A 16,434-nucleotide genomic window follows, 5' to 3' on the forward strand; every position below is an offset into this window, starting at 1 on the left:
TTCGAGGGATGGCTGATTAAAGTGTCACCCGAAGAGGGGGGGGGGTTTTGGCTGGCTTCCCCCCCCCCCCCCCCCCCGTCCCGTCATGCTCGGTGCCGGTCCCGCGCTATCGCGCCGACGACTCGCGCCACCTCGGGCTCAGTGCGATGTCCTTCAGCTGCTGCGTCGTCAGCGCCGGCTCCTCGCGCGTGGCCGCCTTGTGCTGGTCGCCGGTGTTGAAGCAGGAGACGACGACCCGGAGGCCGTCCTCGGCCAGCGTGTCGGCGCTCCACCAGACGACGCCCGAGCCGCCCTTCTCGCCGACCTGCTTCGTCAGCTTCACGCGCGTGCCGTCGGCCGCGAAGGTCACGTCGCCGCCGCTGAAGTGCTGGAGGCGCATGTCGTCCATCTGCGGCTGGACGTTGACCTGGAGCAGGCTCCTTCCCTTGCCGTCGTCGAGGACGACGTAGCCGTAACCGCTGCCGTCGACGCCCTTGTCGACGATCTTCATGCCCGGCCGCGGGGACAGGAGCGAGCGCAGCGTCTCGACGACGTCGGGGCCGCGGTCCTCCGGCGCCGTCGCGCCGGAGGAGGCACCGGGCGCGGACTTCACGGGCTTGGGAACGGGGATCTGCTTGAGCAGCGGCCGCCAGCCCTCGGCCGTGACCAGGGCCTTCAGCTGCGCCGGGTCGAACGGCGGGTTCTCGCGGCTGATCGCGGAGCCCTTCTCGCTCGGCGCGTTGTACTCGCTCGCGTCGACGAGGAAGCCGTCCGCGGTGAGCAGCACGGCTCGCCAGTTCTTCGTCTCCACCCGCTTGTCCGGGTACTCGTACCCCTGGATGACCATGAGCCGCCCGCCGCCGGGGATCCGCTCGCTGGTGCAGTCGTCGAACGGGACGGCCTTCTCGTCCGGGCAGGTGACCTGGCCGAGGCTGCTCTCCTCCGTCTTGCCGGCGCGGTACAGGCCGACGGAGACGGCCGCCTTGCCCTTGCCGTCGTCGTAGACGCCGAGGACGGACTGGCCGGTGCCGTCGGGGTTGTCGATCTGCCACTCGCCGGCGGGGGTCGCGGCCTTGAGGACGGCGGCCAGGTCGGCGACCGGGATCTGCGCCGCGTCCGGCTGCCGGGGCAGCGGCTTGGGCCCGGCGACCGAGACCTGCTCGGCGCCGCCGGCCGGGCCGAGCAGCGAGCCGCCGTACACGCCGCCCACGCCGATCACGGCGAGGGCCAGGGCGCCGCCGACGGCGGCGACGCGGCGGCGCACGAGTCGGCGGCGGCCGCGGACGAGGCCGCCGTTGACGAGTTCGCGGCGGTCGTCGAGGGCGAAGCCCTCTCCGGTGCGGCGCAGGACCGCGCCCAGTTCCTCCTCGAATCGTCCGTTCGTCGGGTCGTGCTCTCCGTGCTGAGGCATGGCGGGATCACCGTTCCGGGTCAGTGAGCGAAAAACAGTGGGGTGGGCCCCCGGGTCGAGGGGCGGGGATCAGCGGGCGGCGAACTCGGTGATGCTGCCGCCGAGCCGCTTCCGCAGGGTGGCCAGCGCCCGCGTGCTGCGGGTGCGCACGGCGGCGGAGCTGGTGTTCATCACGTCGGCGGTCTCCTCGATGCTGCGGTCCTCCCAGTACCGCAGCACCACCACGGCCCGGTCCTTGGGCGCGAGCCCGGCCAGGGCGTCGAGGAGGGCGATGCGCAGGGCCGGGTCCTCGCCGGTGTAGGGGGCGTGGTCGGGCAGCTCACCGAGGGGGCGCTCGGTGGCCGAGCGGCGTCTCCGGTGGCTGAGGAAGGTCCGTACGAGGACGGAATGGGCGTAGCCGGCCGGGTTGCCGACGCGGGCCATGCGGCCCCACACGGCGTACATGCGTCCCAGCGTCTCCTGCACGAGGTCCTCGGCGAGATGGGTGTCGCCGCTGGTCAGCAGGCATGCCGAGCGGAACAGATGCCCCGATCTCGCCGAGGCGAACTCCAGGAACTCGTCCGCGCGGGACGTTCTCATGTCCCTCCCCTCCGTCGCTGTCACGAGGCCGTTTGCCTGGTACACCTCCATGACGCGGCGCCCCCGGGGAAATGTTTCAGACCTTCTCCGACCGGTCTCCGGCCGGTTCTCCGGCCCCTCTTCGCCGGCGGCGAGAAAGAGGAGGAACAATTCAGACGAAACGGGGTAATCCTTGAGTATGAACACTTTCCTCGTGGAGTCGGCCCAGGTCACCACGGCGGCCGGTGTCTGGCAGTCGGGCCTCGCCCAGGTGCTGGGCGGGCTGATCGTGGTCGCCGTCCTCATCGGCGCCTTCATTCTCGGAATCCGGGTCCGGAACAAGGAACTCCCGCCTCCCGACCCTGAGGAGCAGCCGCACCGGCCCGAGACCGAACGGCCGCCCGGTGAGATGTCCGAGTACCGCCGACCGGCCGAGATGCCGCAGACCGACGGCGAGCACCGGCTCATGCCGTACCAGCTGAAGGACGGCGGCACGTCCGGGACCGAGACCTCGCCCGAGCCACCGAGCGAGGAGAAGCGCAAGTGGGGCGGCATCTCCAGCGGCGGCTTCGGCAGCGGCGGACCGGGCCACGGGGACTGAGCCGGTGGGCACACCGGTGGACGACCGCACCGAGACGGATCCCGCGCCGGGCCGCGCGGGATCCGGCGCGCCCGGCAGCCTGTCCGGCAGCCCCGCCCGTGGTGCGCCCATGCGGACCGTCGCACTCCGCCTGCTCGGCTCCTCCGAGGCCGAGGCCGCGGACGAGGTCCTGCGGACGGCGACGGACGCGGGGCGGCTGAGCGAGGTCGCCGGGCTCTGCCTGGACCGGCTGCGCTCGCGCGAGTCCCGGCGCCCGGCCGTCCGGGACCCCTTGGACGCCCCGGGCGCCCCGGGCGGCGACGTCCTGGACACCCTGACGCCCTCCGAACGGCTCGCCTTCGTCCTGCACGAGGACTTCGGCGTCCCGTACGACGCCATCGCCCCGGTCGTCGACCGGACGCCCGCGGCCACCCGGCAGCTGGTGGCCCGCGCCCGGCGCCGCGTCGAGGGCACGGAGGAGATGCCCGAGCCCGACCCGGAGCGCCAGCGGCAGGTGGTGACGGCGTTCCTGGCCGCCGCCCGCGCGGACGACGTCGAGGCACTGGTCGCCCTCCTCGACCCGGACGCGGTGCTACGGGCCGACGCCCAGGCCGTACGCAACGGTGCGGCGCCCGCGCACGGCGCACCGGCCGTCGCCCACCGCGTCGCCGGGCGCGGGCAGGAGGCCCGGCTGGCGCTGGTGGACGGCGCGGCGGGCCTGATGTGGGCCGCGGCGGACGGGAAACCGAAGGCGGTGCTCCGGTTCACCGTCCTGGAGGGCCGCGTCACGGCCGTCGACGCCCTGGCCGACGGGTCGCACCTCGACCGTCTGGAGCTGGACCCGCTGGACGCCGACGCCCCGTGAGGCAGCCGGCCCCTCCGCACGCCGGCGCCTCCGCATCCCCGAGGCGAGCGCGAGGCGGGCCTCAGCCGCCGTGGTGCTCGCCGAGCACGCGTCCGGCCCGCCCGGCGATGTGCGCGGGCGGCTCGGTCCCGGCGGGCAGCAGCGGGTCGGCCTCCGGCTCGCCGAACCGCGTGACGACCGGCAGCACCCCGGCCCACAGTCCCAGCTCGGCGTCCGGGCTCTCGCCGTCGTCCGGCGGCCCGCTCGCGACCTTCACGGACGCCTCGGTCAGTTCGAGCGCCACGAGCGCCGTCGCCGCCAGCTCCTTGCGGCTCGGCTGCCGCACGTACTCCCACTGCCCGGGCGCGGACTGCTCGGTGAGCGCCCGCAGCCCGCGCAGCTTCTCCTCCGGGTCGGTCACCGTCCGCGGCACGCCGTAGACCATGGCGCTGCGGTAGTTCACCCCGTGCTCGAACACCGAACGCGCGAGGACGAGCCCGTCGACGTGCGTCACGCTCACGCACACCACGCCGTCGGGCGCCCGCACCAGGCTGCGGCTCGCGACGGACCCGTGGACGTAGAGCGTGTCGCCGTCGACCCCGTACACGGTCGGCACGACCATCGGCGCGCCGTCGACGACGACGCCGAGGTGGCAGAGGAAGCCCGCCCCGAAGACGGCGTCGAGGTCCGCCCGCCGGTGGCTCCCCTTGTGCCGCATCCGCCGCAACCGCGTCCGCTCGGTGACCTCGAACTCCCCGGCCGTCCCACTCATCACGTGCGTCCCTCCCCGTTCGCCGTGCGCGGCCGCGCACGGACGCACGCATCCTAGGCAACGCGCGTCCCGGCCGGTCCGGCCCGCTCGGTCCACGCGCAGGCGACCGGCACCGGCTGCCGCTCGCGAGGCGCGCTCCAGCGGACCCCCTCCCAGGTGCCCGCCCGCTGCCCCAGGGCCACGGGAACGGTCCAGGGGCGAGCGGCGAAACCGGCGCCGACGGCCTTCACGCAGGCCTCCTGGGCGGTGAAGATCCAGGCGAACTCCCGTCGGCGCCGGTCCTCGGCCATGACGGTCAGCGCGTCGGCGTCGGCGGGCGCGCAGCAGAACCGCAGCAGCCGGTCGCCGACGGCGGCCGGGACCTGCACGTCGACGCCGACGTCGCGGTTCCGGCCGACGGCGGCGGCGACCCAGCCGGCGGAGTGCGAAAGGCTCACGCCCAGGTCGGGCCGGCCGGGAAGGTACGGCCGGCCGCCGGGACGCGCGGCGACCGGCCCGCCGGGGAAATCCACGCCGGGGAGATCCACGCCGGGGAAGTCCACGCCGGAGGATCCCCCGGCGGCCTCGTCGGTGAGGCCCCCGCCGAGGCCGGCGGCGAAGCCCCGCCCAAGACCGCCGGCGAAGGCCTCGCCGAGCTCGTCGGTGAGGCCTTCCCCGGTCTCCCGCAGCAGGGCGCGCAGCAGTGTCCGCGAGGCGGTGTGCTCCGCGGCCCGCCAGGGCGGCAGACCCGAGGCGGCCGCCCGGTCGGCCGCGGCCACGGGCAGGGCGCGCAGGACCTCCTCGCTCCGGGCGACCGCGTAGTACACGCCGTCGGTGGCCGTGCGCGGCCGCCAGGTCCGCCGGTCAGGCGCGGTCCGGGACACGGCGCAGCGTACGGATCGGGCGGGTGGCGAGCAGGGCGGCGGAGGTGAGGAAGCCGACCACGACACCCACGACGAGCACCGTGTCGGTGCCGAACGAGTCGACGGCGGGGCCGGCCAGCGCGCTGCCGATCGGGTACATGCCGACGGAGCCCGCGACCTCGTAGGCGTGGACGCGGTTGAGCACCTCCCCCGGCACCTGGGTCTGCACGCTGGTGGCCCACATGACGCCCCAGACGCCGATCCCGATGCCGACCAGCACCTGGGCGGCGGCCAGCAGCCAGACCGGCCAGCCGAGCACGATGCCGAGCGGGTAGACCGGGTACGCCATCATCGCCACCGCGCCCGCGGCGAGCGGCCGCGCGGGTTTGTAGCGGATGGCGAGGAGTCCGCCGGCCACGGTGCCGGCGCCCAGCGCGGCGTTGATCACGCCGAAGGCGCTCGCGCCGTGCTCCGGCACGATGACGCCGGCGGCCACCGACAGCTGCGGGCCCCAGGAGAGCACCGCGTAGAACATCCAGATGAGGATCACGCCCCAGAGCCAGCTGCGGGAGCGGAACTCCTGCCAGCCGACCACCAGGTTGCGCCACAGGCTCTGGCCGGCCGGCGGGGCGGGCACCGCTCCGAGCCGGAGCACGAACAGGCAGATCGCGCTGGTGCCGTAGCAGACGGCCGAGATCACCATCACCCAGCCGGTGGACCCGAAGCCGACCATGGCGCCGGCCAGCGCCGGGCCGCCGAGGCCGGTGATCGCCTCGGAGGTGCGCAGCACGCCGTTGGCGCCCTGCACGTCACGGGAGATCAGCGGCACGGTCGAGGAGGCGCCCGGCTGGAACAGCGCGTTGGCGGTGCCGGCCACCACGAGGAGCGCGTACAGCTGCCAGAGGTGGTCGATGCCGTGGATGAAGAGGAGGGCGAGGAGTACGTGGGCGGTGAGGTTGGCCAGGTCGGCCAGGATCATCATCCGGCGGGCGGTGAACCGGTCGGCGAGCACGCCGCCGAACAGCACCAGGCTGGCGAACGGGGCGACGAGGAAGGCCATCGAGTAGCCGGCGGCGTCCAGGCCGTAGCCGCCGCTGAGCAGACCGGCGGAGACGGCGACCGGCAGCATCGCCCAGCTGAGCAGGCCCGCGCTGCGGGCGACGAAATAGAACCGGAAGTTCCGGGACCAGATCGCCGGCTCGCCCGAGGACGGGCCTCCCGAGGACGCGCCTCCCGAGGACGGGCCTCCCTTAGACCCGCCCCCGGAGGCCGGTGTGTCCGACGACGGTTCCGCCGGCGGCGGCGCGCCGTCGTGGCCGTCCTGCGCCGGTGGGGGCGTCGCCGCCGCGGGCGGGTCCGCCAAGCGTTCTTCCATGACCGTTCAGCCCTTCCGTCGTTGATCGTGGTCGTCAGCGGCCGCGCCGGCAGCCAGTTCGCTCACCGTGACCAGTTCCAGGCCGCGTTCGAGCAGGCCCTCGACGATCGACGGGAGGGCCTGGACGGTCTGGCCGCGATCGCCGGCGCCCTCGTGCATCAGCACCACCGAGCCCGGGCCGGCGCCCTCCAGGACGGTCGCGGCGATCCGCTCCGCTCCCGGCCGCGACCAGTCGCGGGCGTCGACGTCCCACATCGTCAGGGCGACCGGGTGCTTCTCCAGGGCGGCGAGCACCTCGGGGCTCAGCGCCCCGTACGGCGGCCTGAACCATGCCGGGGCCACGCCGGTCAGCCCGTCCAGGGCCTCCGCCGTACGGTCGATCTGCTCGCCCAGCTCGTCCGGCGTCAGGTCGAACAGGAACGGGTGCGACCAGGAGTGGTTGCCCAGTTCGTGGCCGGCCGCGGCGATCCGGCGCACCTCGTCGGGCAGCGCCGCGACGTGGTGGCCGACGCAGAAGAACGTCGCCCGGGCCCCGTAGCGGTCCAGGATCTCCAGGACCTGCCGGGTGTACACCGGGTCGGGACCGTCGTCGAAGGTGAGGGCGACGCGCGGGAGTTCACGGCTGCCGTGCTCGAAGCACCGCCCGGAGGCGGTCAGTTCGGCGACGATCGGCTCGCCGCGCCGTACGCCGTCGAAGTACTCCTCGGCACGGCCGGTCAGACTGCCGCCCTCGGCGGTCACCCGGGCCAGCGAGCCGGGCGCGGTCCTTGCCTGCTCCGCGAGCCGTTCCGCCGGGACGGAGCCGAACCGCGGCCGGGACGGCAGCAGCCAGGGATCCGCGCGGTACACCTCCAGGCCGGCGGCCGTCATCGGGCCGTCGAGCAGGCCGTTGGTGCTCTCCAGGACCACGGCCGGGGCCGGGCCGCCGTCCAGGTCCCGCAGCCAGGCGACGAGTTCGGCGACCTGGGCGCCGCCCCAGCTGCTCGGCTCGACGACCCGGCGCCCCGTGCCGTCCACGACGTGGACCCGGTAGCCCGAGCCGGTCCAGGCGATTCCCGCGTACCGCGCGGTGGTCACCGCTCCCGTGGTCATCGCTCCCGTGGCCATCGGTCCCGTGCTCACCGCTCCCGTGCTCACCGCTCCCGTGCTCATCGGTCCCGTGGTCATCAGTCCCCCAGCGCGATCGCCTCGGCGACGACCAGCCGCTCGACCCCCCGCAGGAACCGCTCCATCCCCGCGCGGTCGACGACCGCCGGGTCGGCGGTCATGGCGAGGTCGAGGGCGCCCGGGGCGGTCAGCACGTCCACCGCCATCGACACGTTCCTGCGGGGCAGGAACTCCGTCGGCCAGCTGAGCTCGGTCCGGCCGATCAGCTCGCTCAGCGCGGCCCGTGGCCGCTCGACCGTGTCGAAGGGCCCGACGCCCGGGTCGCGGGTGTCGTTCCACCAGTACGAGTGGTCCGCCGCCTCGCCCTTCTCGACGAGCAGCGCCACCTCGCGGTCGAGCGCCCACTTGTCGTACGCGGCGTGCCGGAAGGCGTTCAGCGCGACCGACCGGGTCCGCCGCACCGCGTCGGCGAAGTCCCGGTCCGCGTCCGTCAGCCGGAACAGGGCCTCCTGCGCCACCGTGCTCACCGAGGCGGCGGCGGCCGGCTGGAAGCGGTTGCCCACCACGACCTGGAACAGCACGTCGCTGCTCCCGGACATCCTGGCCAGCTGGTGGGACGCCGCGCCGAGCAGCACCGCCGCGTCGCTGACCTCCAGCTCCGCCGCGACCCGCCCGACGGCGACCGCGAGGGCGGGAGAGCGCAGCAGGGCGTTGGGGAACATCCGGGCCGGGTCGTCCGCGAGTTGCGGCGCCGCCGGGTTGCGGAAGATCCGCCGGGGGCCGGCGGTCAGCTGCTCGCACCAGTAGCGGCGGGCGGCCTCGTCGCGGCGGCGGCCGAGCGGGGAGGCCTGGACCTCGGCGGCCTCGAGGGGCTGCTGGGCCGGGCGGGCCTGGCGCAGCGACGCGGCGGTCTCCCCCGCCTGGATCGACTCCAGGTCGCGCAGCAGCCGGCCGAGGCCCCAGTAGTCCATCCCGGTGTGCGCGCCGACGATCACCAGCCGGTGGACCAGGCCCTCGCTCTCCACCAGGCCGATCCGCAGGGGCCACTCCCGCGTGTGGTCGAAGGAGCGGCCGGCCAGCTCGGCGAGGAGTCCCGCGCTCACCTCCGCGGCCTTCTCCTCCGGGGAGGTCCTGACCTCCACGGGCAGCTCGCCGCTGCCGTCGACGACCTGCTCCAGACCGTCCTCTCCGGCCGGCAGCCACCTGGTGTGCAGGCTGTCGTGGAGCAGGAGCAGCTCCGTCAGGTCCGCGAGGACGCGGGCGACGGGACGGGGCGGGGCGACGGGGAGGTCGACGGGCACGTTGTAGCGGGGCGCGTCGTCGCCGAGCCGGGTGACGACGCCCCAGATCGCCCGCTGCCCCCAGGTGGCCGGGCCGCTGCCGGACCTCGCGGACACCAGCCTGACGGCCGGCTCCTCAGCGGTGGTCATCGTGTTGCCGCCTTTCCCTCGGTTGCGAAGAGCGCCACGTGGCTGCGGCCGGAGCGCGGGTCCGTGTCGCACAGGACGACCCGCCGGTAGGACCGCTGCCACTCCTGCCAGTGGTCGGCGAGCTCCAGCCAGAGGCTGGTGCAGTAGCTGCCCGGGGCCACCCGGTGCACCGCGGTGCGCTCGGGGAGGTCCTCGGTCACCCAGGGCCCGAGCACGAGGAGCGTGCCGTCCTCGTCGAGCTCCCGCCCCGGCCCGTACCCGTCGAGCGCGGCCGCCGCCGAACCGGCCGAGTGCGCCCGGACGAAGCGCAGACCGGGCCCGTCGCCGGCGCCGAGGACGAGTGCCGCGGCCGAGTCGGTCAGCGGGGTGTCCTGGACCAGCGGGAAGGCCGTCGGAAGGGTGGTCTGCTCCAGGACCGCGAGCACGACCTCCGCGGCCCGGCCCGCGCGGTGGTACGCCGCGGCGATCCGCAGCGCGGTGAAGGGCGCGGCCAGGCCCTGCTGGGCGATCGCGAAGTTGGCCGCCCGGCCGCCGAGGCGGTCGGTGAGGTGCGGCGCGACGGCCGTGAACGGCACGACGTCCGGCAGGGCGTGGGTGACGATCAGCAGCTCGGGCCTGCTGCGGCCGACGCCCTCGTCGGCGACGAGCAGGTCCGCGAGGTCGCGGTGGTGGACGTGCGCGCCGCGGCCGAGCAGCTCCTCGTCCGGCTTCTCGCCGAAGGGAGTGAGCAGGTCGCGGTAGTAGTCGAGCACGGCCGGGTCGTCGGCCGGCCCCCGGCCCTGCGGCGAGCGCACCGCGGTGGCGGCCCGGACGGCGAGTCCGCTCATGACGTCCCCTCTGCTTCGCGGAGTGCGGCCTCGACGTAGTCGGCGAAGGAACGCATGGTCCGCAGGTGGTCGATGTCGAGCTGCTCGGGGTCGATGGAGATCCCGGTCGTCTCCTCGACGGTCATCAGCAGGCCGAGCACGGCGAGGGAGGTGAGCTGCAGCTCGTCGAAGAGCGCGGTCTCCTCGGTGAGCCCGGAGACGGGCCGCTCCAGGACCTCGCTGAGCGCCTTCTCGATGGTGAGGAGCACTTCCTGACGGTTCATCGGGTCGCACCTCCTGCCGGCGTGGGCGCATCGGCCCGGTCGGCCCCGGCGGCCTTGGAGGCCTGGTCGGCCCCGGCGGCACCGGCGGCCCGGTCGGCCCGGTGGGTGATGACCATCGCGCCGAAGGTGGCGCCGAGGCCGACGGAGACCAGCAGGTAGTGCGCGCCGTCCACGAGGCGGCCGGCGTCGCGCAGGGTCGTGTAGTTGACGAACACGTCGGAGGCGAAGGTGTGGCTGTAGCGGGGGACGTTGTCCAGGAAGACCTTCTCCGGCGCCACCTCCAGCTCCTTGATGGTCTGCCGCCAGGCCAGCTTGTTGACGTTGTGCGGGATCACCAGGTCGATCTCGTCGAGCGTCAGCCCGGCCTCCGCCACCGCCCGGTGGATGACCTCGGCGATCCGCCGGCCGTACTGCTCGCCGAACTCGGTGTTCTGCTCGGCGGTCAGCTCCAGCCACTGGGCGTACTCGCCCAGGGTCCGGGTGGCGAAGGACCGGACCTCGTCGCCCTCGCCGTCCAGGGTGATCAGACAGGAGGCGGCGGCGTCGGCCATGATCGAGGTGTTGGGCACGTGCTGGACGATCGGCGAGTACGCCTGCTCGCCGGTGATCATCAGCGCGTACGCGCCCTCGGCGCCCTCCGCGCGCAGCAGTTCGCCGAGCACCTCGATGGCGCCCAGGCTGCTGACGCAGGCCTGGTGGCTGAGGCCGAAGGCCTCGGTGTCGAAGAGCCCGAGGGCGTCGCCGACCTCACGGGCCACGTCCACGTCGGCGGGGGCGACCGCCTGGGTGACGTGGGCGTAGGCCAGGTAGTCGACCCGGCCGCCCTCGGGCAGGGCGGCCAGGGCGCCGCGCGCGGCGGGCCGCAGCAGGTCGAGCAGCGGCAGCTCGGGGTCGAAGCGGAGCGTGTCCAGGCCGTAGAACTTGCGGAACACGCCCAGTTCGGCCCGGCGCAGACCGAGCCGCTCGCCCAGCTCCTCGATCCGTACGCTGCGCTCGGGCAGGTAGGACTCGATCCGCTCCAGGGTGATCCGGCGGTCCGTGGTCGGCAGGCTCATCAGGCCGTCACGACCTCGGCGCGGATCAGCCACAGCCGGTTGGCGCCGCGGCGGTCCCTCGGCTGGACGTCGTACGGCCAGCGCCCCTCGCCGGCGCCGGGCTGGCCGGGCTCGCGCAGGTCGGTGGTCTTCCAGCCGTTCGCCGTCAGGAACTCCTCGGGCTCGTCGGTGCCGAAGATCCACGGCGTGCCGTCGGCGGCGAGGGTGTCCAGGAAGCGCTTCGAGAACGGGCTGCGCAGCAGGGCGCGGCCGAGGATGTCGAAGGCCAGGTGGCTGCCGGGCGCCGAGGCGGAGGCGAGCAGCCGCAGCAGTCCGGCGGCCTGCTCCTCGGTGAGGAAGAAGGTGAGCGCCTCGGCGACCCACAGCGTCGGGCGGTCGGGGTCGAAGCCGGCGGCCTCCAGAGCGGGCATCCACTCCTGGGTGAGGTCGGCGGACACCTCGCGCCGGTCGACGCGCGGCTCGGCGCCGAGGGCGTCCAGCCGGCGGCGCTTCTCCGCGATCAGCAGGGCGTGGTCGACCTCGTACAGCTCGGTGCCCTCGGGCCAGTCGAGCCGGAACGCGCGGGTGTCCATGCCCGCGGCGATGAGCACCACCTGCTGGATCCCGCTCTCGGCGAGGACGTCCCGGATGGCGTCGTCGAGGAACCGGGTCCGGATGGAGATGAAGGGCAGCAGACCGCCGCCGGCGTAGCGCTCGATCAGCTCGAAGCCTCGGGGCGCGGCCAGGTCACGGGCCAGCGGGTCGACGAACAGCGCGTCCTCGCGCTCGGACTCCTGCGCGCGGGCCGCGGCCATCCACTGTGCGGTGTAGGAGACTGCATCCATGGTGAAGATCCCTCCTCGGGATCAGGCGAAGAACGCCTTCTCGATGGTCGCGAGGGTCTGGAAGTCCTCGATGTCGATGTTGTCGAAGTCGATCTCGACGCCCGCGGCGTCCTCGATCGTGTAGACGAGCTCGACGAAGGCGAGCGAGTCGACCAGCCGGCTCTCGATGAGGTCGACGTCGGCGGCGAGCTCGGTGCGCTCGGGGTGACGGCCGAGGATCCAGTCCCGGACCTTGTCGATACCCGCGGAGGAGACACCTGCGGAGGAGACACCTGCGGAGGAGACACCTGCGGAGTCGGTACCTGCGGAACTCATGGCATTCCCTTCAGAGACGGTCAAGAGAGGTGGAGGCCGCGGCGACGGCGATGGCGAAGCCGGCGTCGTGGCTGATGCTGACGTCGATCGGGCCGAGTCCGGCGCGCCTGGCCAGCTCGGCGCCCTTGCCGGAGAGCCGGACGCCCGGCCGGCCGCCGGGGCCGCGCAGGACCTCGATGCCCCGCCAGGGAACCGGTCTGCGGACGGCCCCGAAGAGCTTGAAGACGGCCTCCTTGGCGGCCAGCCGGCCGGCGATGCCGGCCTCGTCGGCCGCGCCGTCCGGGGTCCGGGAGGCGTCCAGCTCGTCGGCGGAGAGGTAGCGCCCGAGCAGCGGCCCGGCGCCGGGAGCGGTCAGCTCGCGCACCCGGGCGAGCGGCACGATGTCGACGCCGATCAGGGGCTGGGTCACGACGCGCCGACGGCGGCGTCGGTGTCGGTGTCGCGGGGCGCGGCCTCGGCGGTGGCCTCGGCGGCCCCGTCCCCGGGAGTGCCCTCGGAGGTGCCGTCCTCGGCTGCGGCCTCGGCGGTGGTCGCCTCGGCGGCGCGTACGGCGGCCAGCGCGGCGTCGAGGTCCGCGTCGAAGTGCTCGGTCAGGACGGCGAGCCAGCGCTCCAGGCCGAAGGCCACGCAGGCGGTGTAGGCGTGCTCGCCGGACTCCAGGCGGATGCCGCAGCGCTCGCCGAAGAAGTTGCGGTGGGTGTTCACCGACGCGATCGCCAGGTCGCCGCCGTACTGGAACTCGTACTTGACCGGGCTGAGCTTCTGCATCAGGGCGCGGCCGCCGTCGTTACGGAAGAACGGGTCGCCCGCCGGCACCTTGGCGAGCTCGATGCCGAGCGCGGCGGCGAAGGCCTGGATGCGCCCGGTGAAGCGGGCGAGGACCTGCTGGGTGTGCGGGAAGCTGCCGAGGGCGACGATCTCGCGCATCTGGAAGCTGGCGAGGCGGCGCAGGCCGCCGTAGTGGTCCTCGTTGCGGAAGCAGCGGTTGACCAGGGTCACCAGGGTGTCGTCGGCGACCTGCCCGCCCTCGTGGAAGAGGTACGCGCCGTAGCAGGTGGCGTGCGGGAGCCCGTACCGCGCCTCGGACACGGCGCCGGGTCCGAAGCGGCCCTCCACCGGCTTGAACTGCTCTTCCGTCAGGTCGAGCGAGCCGGCCACCCAGGCGAGGTGCGGGAAGTTGGTGTAGACGTCGAACTTCTCCAGGTCGGGCACCGGGAAGAGCGGCGGTGCGCTGATCTCCTCGGCGCCGGCGGCGAGGCCCCAGCCGGCGAAGACGCGGTCGAGCTCCTTGACGAGGCGGGTGGCCCCCGGCCCGAGGATGGCCAGGGCGGGGGCGCCGTCGCTCCCGGTCAGGCGGTTCATCGGATGATTCCCGTCTTCTCGAGGTACCTGGCGGTCTTGCGGAAGGTGCGCTGCTCGGCCTCGGCCCGGGCGGGCGACTCCAGGAGGGCCCGGCGCACCGCGTGCGGGTTCTCCAGGCCGGCGTCGCGGTAGACCTGCGGGTGGTAGAGGGACTCGAAGCTGTGCTTCATGTAGCGGCGCAGGTAGGTGGAGACGTCGTCCAGTTCCTGCTCGGTGGCGGTCTGCCTGAGGTCCTGGTGGAGCAGGCCGACGAGTTCGCGGCCGAAGGCGATGTGCCGGGACTCGTCCTGGTGGTGGATCCGGTTGATGCCGCGGATCGTCTCGTGCAGCCGCTCGTCCTCGGCCATCGCCGAGTTGAAGTGGTCGACGAGCTCTTCGAAGATCAGGATGCGGGCGAACACCAGCAGGCTCTGGATCTTCTCCGACGGGGCGGCGCCCTCCGCGCCGCCGGCGGGCTGCTTGTAGATCTTCTTGCCGTAACGAAGGCAGAATTCGGCAAAGAACCACATGTGCTCGTTCTCCTCACCGATGAAGTGGTGGAAGAACTCCGACGGCGTTTCGAAACCGGCGGTGTGAATGCGGTTGACCACCTCGACGAGCAGTTCCCGGATTCCGTGCACATTGAGGCTGTAGAAGTTTATGCTCTCGTGCTTGGAAAGCGTGTGGAGCTGTTGCGGGGTGAGCTTCTCGGCCCATTCCGTCCCGTACGTGGTGGTGAGCTCGGGGCTCATCCACCACATGTCCTCCGGGAGCCGGTCCGGCCACTCGAACAGCCGGTACGGGTTGTAGTAGTCGTCGATGGACTTGGTGGCGAGTCGGTCCAGAATTCCCCGGAACCGGTCGTTCCGGTCGATCACGTCGCTGACCATCGCGTGATGTCTCCGTCTGCTTCGGGGGCTCTTTGCTGGATCCAGCCTAGAAATTCCCCGGGCGGTTCATCAATGACCGGAACCGGCTGCCGAATTCGGTCAGCGGGCGGTCCGCGCGCCGGCGGCGTGGGCGTCGGCGTCGGCGTGCGCCGTATCGGGATGCACGGTATCGGGGTGCGCCGTATCGGGGTGCGCGGAGTCGCGGTGCGCGGAATCCGGACGCACGGTGTCGCGCTGCGCGGCGATTTCCGCGCGCAGGCCGGCGTTCTCCTGCTCCAGGCGGGCGAGGCGGTCGCGGAACGGCGCCAGGGCGTCGGAGAGTTCGCGCTCGCTGTAGCGGGGCGTGATGTGGTTGGGGCAGTTCCAGGCGAAGGCCTCGACCCGGATGGTGACGAGCTGTTCGACCGTGCCGTCGGTACGCGGCGAGCTCAGGCGCTCGGCGAGCGCCGGGTCCTCGTCGGCCGGCACGGCGGTGGCGTGGCCGTACAGCTTGAGGCGGGCCTGCCGGACCTGGTCGAGGAAGAACAGCGCGACCCGGCCGTCGCCGCGCACGTTGCCGGTGGTGATGTACTGCCGGTTGCCCCGCACGTCCAGGTAGCCGAGGGTGTGCTCGTCGAGGACGTGGACGAAGCCCGGCGGCCCGCCCCTGAACTGGATGTACGGCCAGCCGGTCTCGCTCACGCTCGCGAACAGGAAGCCGTCGAGGCTGCGGATGAAGCCGGCCGCGGCGCCGGTGAGCGGCTCGGCCTCCCCCATGGGGTCCCCCAGCCGACGGTCGCCCGCCGTGGCGCTGCCCATCTCCTCCTGGACCCGGCGCACCGACGGGGTGTACGCGATCCGGTCGTAGCGGCTCATGCGGCATCGCTCCTCGGGGCCGGGTCGACCAGGCCGGTACGTGCGGCGAGCACGCCCGCCTGGAAGCGGCTGGTGGCCGACAGTTCCTGCATGATCGTGGCCACGTGCCGGCGGAAGGTCCGCTCGGACATGCCCACCCGGCGCGCGATCACCTCGTCCTTGGCGCCGGAGGCGAGCAGGTCGAGCAGCGTCGCCTTGAGGTCCTCGAGCGTTCCGGCGTAACCGGCCGCGCCGGAGTCGAAGTCGAACGCGGACTCCCAGAGCCGGCCGTGCAGTCCGGCCAGGAAGGCCGCGACCGCGCCCTCGTAGACGACGGCGATCGCCTCGCCCTCGCCGGCGGGGATGAAGGCCGTCTTCCGGTCGAAGACGAGGAAGCGGTCGCGCACCTCCTTGATGGTGCGCACCTGCCCGCCGACGGAGAGGAGTTCGCCGAGGTGGGCGCGGGTGTCGGAGTCGCCGCGGGCGGTGTGGGGGTAGATGATCCGGCCCTGCGCGCCGCGCCGCAGCGCGTCCAGGACCAGCGGGCGGGCGAGGCGCAGCTCGCGGGTCTCGCGGGCGACGCAGGGCTGGACGACCAGGACCTCGGTGGTGCAGCTCTGCGCGGCCTGGAGCAGCCGGAGCTCGATCTCCTCCCGGTCGTCGGTGATCACCACCGGGTCGGTGCGGGCCCTGGACTGCGACTGCTTCTCGAACGCCGCCACGAACGAGCTCAGCTGCCCCTTGAACCCGGCGAGCCGGCGACGGCTGTCGAGGATCTCCCGTTCCAGCGGGACGAGCAGTTCCATCTGGGCGGCCTCGGGGCTGACGGCGACCAGCCGCCCGGCGCGGCCCTCCGCCGGCTTGACCAGGCGCAGTTCGCTCAGCACGCCGACGGCGTGCTCGACGCGCTGTCGCGGGACGCCCAGTTCCTCGGCGACGCCGGACGGGCTGAAGTCGGCACGGCCGACGGTGTGTTCGTAGAAGAGGACCACGAACTCGTCGACTTCGGCGGCCCCCTGGGTTCCCAGGGGGCCCTGGCGTGGGGTCAGTGCCGCGGATTCCATCGTCACCTCAATCTGCGTGCGCGGACGTTGCGGATGCGGACGTACGGATGCGGACGTACGGATGGTGCGGATGGTGCGGATGCGGTGCTTCGGGCGTGGAAAGGCCTTGCGGCGGCAACCGTA

General features: G+C 73.4%; 19 protein-coding genes. 2 read left to right on the forward strand and 17 right to left on the reverse strand.

Features of this window, described 5'->3' with window-relative positions; genetic code table 11:
• Nucleotides 1-106: 106 nt before the first annotated feature.
• Together ACFWJO_RS12635 and ACFWJO_RS12640 are read right to left on the reverse strand one after the other, a co-directional pair.
• Entirely contained in the window at nucleotides 107-1,390 is a 1,284-nt protein-coding gene (locus tag ACFWJO_RS12635; protein ID WP_386864706.1) for a hypothetical protein, read from the reverse strand.
• Between the two features lie 69 nt (nucleotides 1,391-1,459).
• Nucleotides 1,460-1,969: a SigE family RNA polymerase sigma factor gene (locus ACFWJO_RS12640; protein WP_386864707.1), complete on the reverse strand. Its 510-nt coding sequence runs from the start codon at nucleotides 1,967-1,969 to the stop codon at nucleotides 1,460-1,462.
• Between the two features lie 178 nt (nucleotides 1,970-2,147).
• Between ACFWJO_RS12640 and ACFWJO_RS12645 the strand changes: the two genes are divergently transcribed.
• Together ACFWJO_RS12645 and ACFWJO_RS12650 are read left to right on the forward strand one after the other, a co-directional pair.
• Nucleotides 2,148-2,549 (forward strand): DUF6479 family protein, encoded by a 402-nt coding sequence (locus tag ACFWJO_RS12645; protein WP_384408881.1) that lies wholly within the window; start codon nucleotides 2,148-2,150, stop codon nucleotides 2,547-2,549.
• Between the two features lie 4 nt (nucleotides 2,550-2,553).
• On the forward strand, nucleotides 2,554-3,393 hold the full coding sequence (locus tag ACFWJO_RS12650; protein WP_386864708.1) for a sigma factor-like helix-turn-helix DNA-binding protein: 840 nt from the start codon (nucleotides 2,554-2,556) through the stop codon (nucleotides 3,391-3,393).
• 61 nt (nucleotides 3,394-3,454) lie between these two features.
• Here ACFWJO_RS12650 and ACFWJO_RS12655 read toward each other — a convergent pair whose 3' ends face one another.
• From ACFWJO_RS12655 to ACFWJO_RS12725, 15 genes are all read right to left on the reverse strand, one after another.
• A complete protein-coding gene (locus ACFWJO_RS12655) occupies nucleotides 3,455-4,144 on the reverse strand; it encodes a pyridoxamine 5'-phosphate oxidase family protein (RefSeq protein WP_386864709.1) in 690 nt (229 codons plus the stop codon).
• Between the two features lie 53 nt (nucleotides 4,145-4,197).
• Nucleotides 4,198-5,007 carry a 4'-phosphopantetheinyl transferase family protein gene (locus ACFWJO_RS12660; protein ID WP_386864710.1) on the reverse strand — a complete coding sequence of 270 codons (810 nt, stop codon included), beginning with the start codon at nucleotides 5,005-5,007 and terminating at the stop codon, nucleotides 4,198-4,200.
• Nucleotides 4,988-6,361: an MFS transporter gene (locus tag ACFWJO_RS12665; RefSeq protein ID WP_386864711.1), complete on the reverse strand. Its 1,374-nt coding sequence runs from the start codon at nucleotides 6,359-6,361 to the stop codon at nucleotides 4,988-4,990. The genes ACFWJO_RS12660 and ACFWJO_RS12665 overlap by 20 nt, the downstream gene beginning before the upstream one ends.
• 6 nt (nucleotides 6,362-6,367) lie before the next feature.
• Entirely contained in the window at nucleotides 6,368-7,513 is a 1,146-nt protein-coding gene (locus ACFWJO_RS12670; RefSeq protein ID WP_386864712.1) for a polysaccharide deacetylase family protein, read from the reverse strand.
• Nucleotides 7,514-7,527: 14 nt separating this feature from the next.
• Nucleotides 7,528-8,898, reverse strand: coding sequence for a condensation domain-containing protein (locus tag ACFWJO_RS12675; protein ID WP_386864713.1), 1,371 nt, complete (start codon nucleotides 8,896-8,898; stop codon nucleotides 7,528-7,530).
• On the reverse strand, nucleotides 8,895-9,725 hold the full coding sequence (locus ACFWJO_RS12680; protein WP_386864714.1) for a hypothetical protein: 831 nt from the start codon (nucleotides 9,723-9,725) through the stop codon (nucleotides 8,895-8,897). The genes ACFWJO_RS12675 and ACFWJO_RS12680 overlap by 4 nt, the downstream gene beginning before the upstream one ends.
• The gene (locus ACFWJO_RS12685; protein ID WP_384408563.1) at nucleotides 9,722-9,988 is read right to left on the reverse strand and encodes an acyl carrier protein; all 267 of its coding nucleotides are present in this window, start codon (nucleotides 9,986-9,988) and stop codon (nucleotides 9,722-9,724) included. The genes ACFWJO_RS12680 and ACFWJO_RS12685 overlap by 4 nt, the downstream gene beginning before the upstream one ends.
• Nucleotides 9,985-11,043: a 3-oxoacyl-[acyl-carrier-protein] synthase III C-terminal domain-containing protein gene (locus ACFWJO_RS12690; RefSeq protein WP_386864715.1), complete on the reverse strand. Its 1,059-nt coding sequence runs from the start codon at nucleotides 11,041-11,043 to the stop codon at nucleotides 9,985-9,987. The genes ACFWJO_RS12685 and ACFWJO_RS12690 overlap by 4 nt, the downstream gene beginning before the upstream one ends.
• A complete protein-coding gene (locus tag ACFWJO_RS12695; RefSeq protein ID WP_386864716.1) occupies nucleotides 11,043-11,867 on the reverse strand; it encodes a class I SAM-dependent methyltransferase in 825 nt (274 codons plus the stop codon). Before ACFWJO_RS12695 ends, ACFWJO_RS12690 begins: the two co-directional genes overlap by 1 nt.
• 21 nt (nucleotides 11,868-11,888) lie before the next feature.
• A complete protein-coding gene (locus ACFWJO_RS12700; RefSeq protein WP_386864717.1) occupies nucleotides 11,889-12,182 on the reverse strand; it encodes an acyl carrier protein in 294 nt (97 codons plus the stop codon).
• Nucleotides 12,183-12,192: 10 nt separating this feature from the next.
• Entirely contained in the window at nucleotides 12,193-12,591 is a 399-nt protein-coding gene (locus ACFWJO_RS12705) for a holo-ACP synthase (protein WP_384408571.1), read from the reverse strand.
• Nucleotides 12,588-13,544, reverse strand: a complete 957-nt coding sequence (locus ACFWJO_RS12710) for a hypothetical protein (protein ID WP_386864718.1) — start codon at nucleotides 13,542-13,544, stop codon at nucleotides 12,588-12,590. Before ACFWJO_RS12710 ends, ACFWJO_RS12705 begins: the two co-directional genes overlap by 4 nt.
• Entirely contained in the window at nucleotides 13,541-14,413 is an 873-nt protein-coding gene (locus tag ACFWJO_RS12715) for a diiron oxygenase (RefSeq protein ID WP_386864719.1), read from the reverse strand. Before ACFWJO_RS12715 ends, ACFWJO_RS12710 begins: the two co-directional genes overlap by 4 nt.
• Before the next feature lie 99 nt (nucleotides 14,414-14,512).
• On the reverse strand, nucleotides 14,513-15,268 hold the full coding sequence (locus ACFWJO_RS12720) for a pyridoxamine 5'-phosphate oxidase family protein (RefSeq protein ID WP_386864720.1): 756 nt from the start codon (nucleotides 15,266-15,268) through the stop codon (nucleotides 14,513-14,515).
• Nucleotides 15,265-16,311, reverse strand: a complete 1,047-nt coding sequence (locus ACFWJO_RS12725) for a LuxR C-terminal-related transcriptional regulator (RefSeq protein ID WP_386864801.1) — start codon at nucleotides 16,309-16,311, stop codon at nucleotides 15,265-15,267. The genes ACFWJO_RS12720 and ACFWJO_RS12725 overlap by 4 nt, the downstream gene beginning before the upstream one ends.
• Between the last annotated feature and the right edge of the window lie 123 nt (nucleotides 16,312-16,434).

The organism is Streptomyces sp. NPDC127092, from assembly GCF_042722475.1.
Taxonomy (GTDB): Bacteria; Actinomycetota; Actinomycetes; order Streptomycetales; family Streptomycetaceae; genus Streptomyces.

Coding starts and splice junctions, on each gene's coding strand:
- ACFWJO_RS12635 (WP_386864706.1), bottom strand. CDS start 1,390: ATGCCTCAGCACGGAGAGCACGACCCGACGAACGGACGATTCGAGGAG.
- ACFWJO_RS12640 (WP_386864707.1), bottom strand. CDS start 1,969: ATGAGAACGTCCCGCGCGGACGAGTTCCTGGAGTTCGCCTCGGCGAGA.
- ACFWJO_RS12645 (WP_384408881.1), top strand. CDS start 2,148: ATGAACACTTTCCTCGTGGAGTCGGCCCAGGTCACCACGGCGGCCGGT.
- ACFWJO_RS12655 (WP_386864709.1), bottom strand. CDS start 4,144: ATGAGTGGGACGGCCGGGGAGTTCGAGGTCACCGAGCGGACGCGGTTG.
- ACFWJO_RS12665 (WP_386864711.1), bottom strand. CDS start 6,361: ATGGAAGAACGCTTGGCGGACCCGCCCGCGGCGGCGACGCCCCCACCG.
- ACFWJO_RS12670 (WP_386864712.1), bottom strand. CDS start 7,513: ATGAGCACGGGAGCGGTGAGCACGGGAGCGGTGAGCACGGGACCGATG.
- ACFWJO_RS12675 (WP_386864713.1), bottom strand. CDS start 8,898: ATGACCACCGCTGAGGAGCCGGCCGTCAGGCTGGTGTCCGCGAGGTCC.
- ACFWJO_RS12680 (WP_386864714.1), bottom strand. CDS start 9,725: ATGAGCGGACTCGCCGTCCGGGCCGCCACCGCGGTGCGCTCGCCGCAG.
- ACFWJO_RS12685 (WP_384408563.1), bottom strand. CDS start 9,988: ATGAACCGTCAGGAAGTGCTCCTCACCATCGAGAAGGCGCTCAGCGAG.
- ACFWJO_RS12690 (WP_386864715.1), bottom strand. CDS start 11,043: ATGAGCCTGCCGACCACGGACCGCCGGATCACCCTGGAGCGGATCGAG.
- ACFWJO_RS12695 (WP_386864716.1), bottom strand. CDS start 11,867: ATGGATGCAGTCTCCTACACCGCACAGTGGATGGCCGCGGCCCGCGCG.
- ACFWJO_RS12700 (WP_386864717.1), bottom strand. CDS start 12,182: ATGAGTTCCGCAGGTACCGACTCCGCAGGTGTCTCCTCCGCAGGTGTC.
- ACFWJO_RS12710 (WP_386864718.1), bottom strand. CDS start 13,544: ATGAACCGCCTGACCGGGAGCGACGGCGCCCCCGCCCTGGCCATCCTC.
- ACFWJO_RS12715 (WP_386864719.1), bottom strand. CDS start 14,413: ATGGTCAGCGACGTGATCGACCGGAACGACCGGTTCCGGGGAATTCTG.
- ACFWJO_RS12720 (WP_386864720.1), bottom strand. CDS start 15,268: ATGAGCCGCTACGACCGGATCGCGTACACCCCGTCGGTGCGCCGGGTC.
- ACFWJO_RS12725 (WP_386864801.1), bottom strand. CDS start 16,311: ATGGAATCCGCGGCACTGACCCCACGCCAGGGCCCCCTGGGAACCCAG.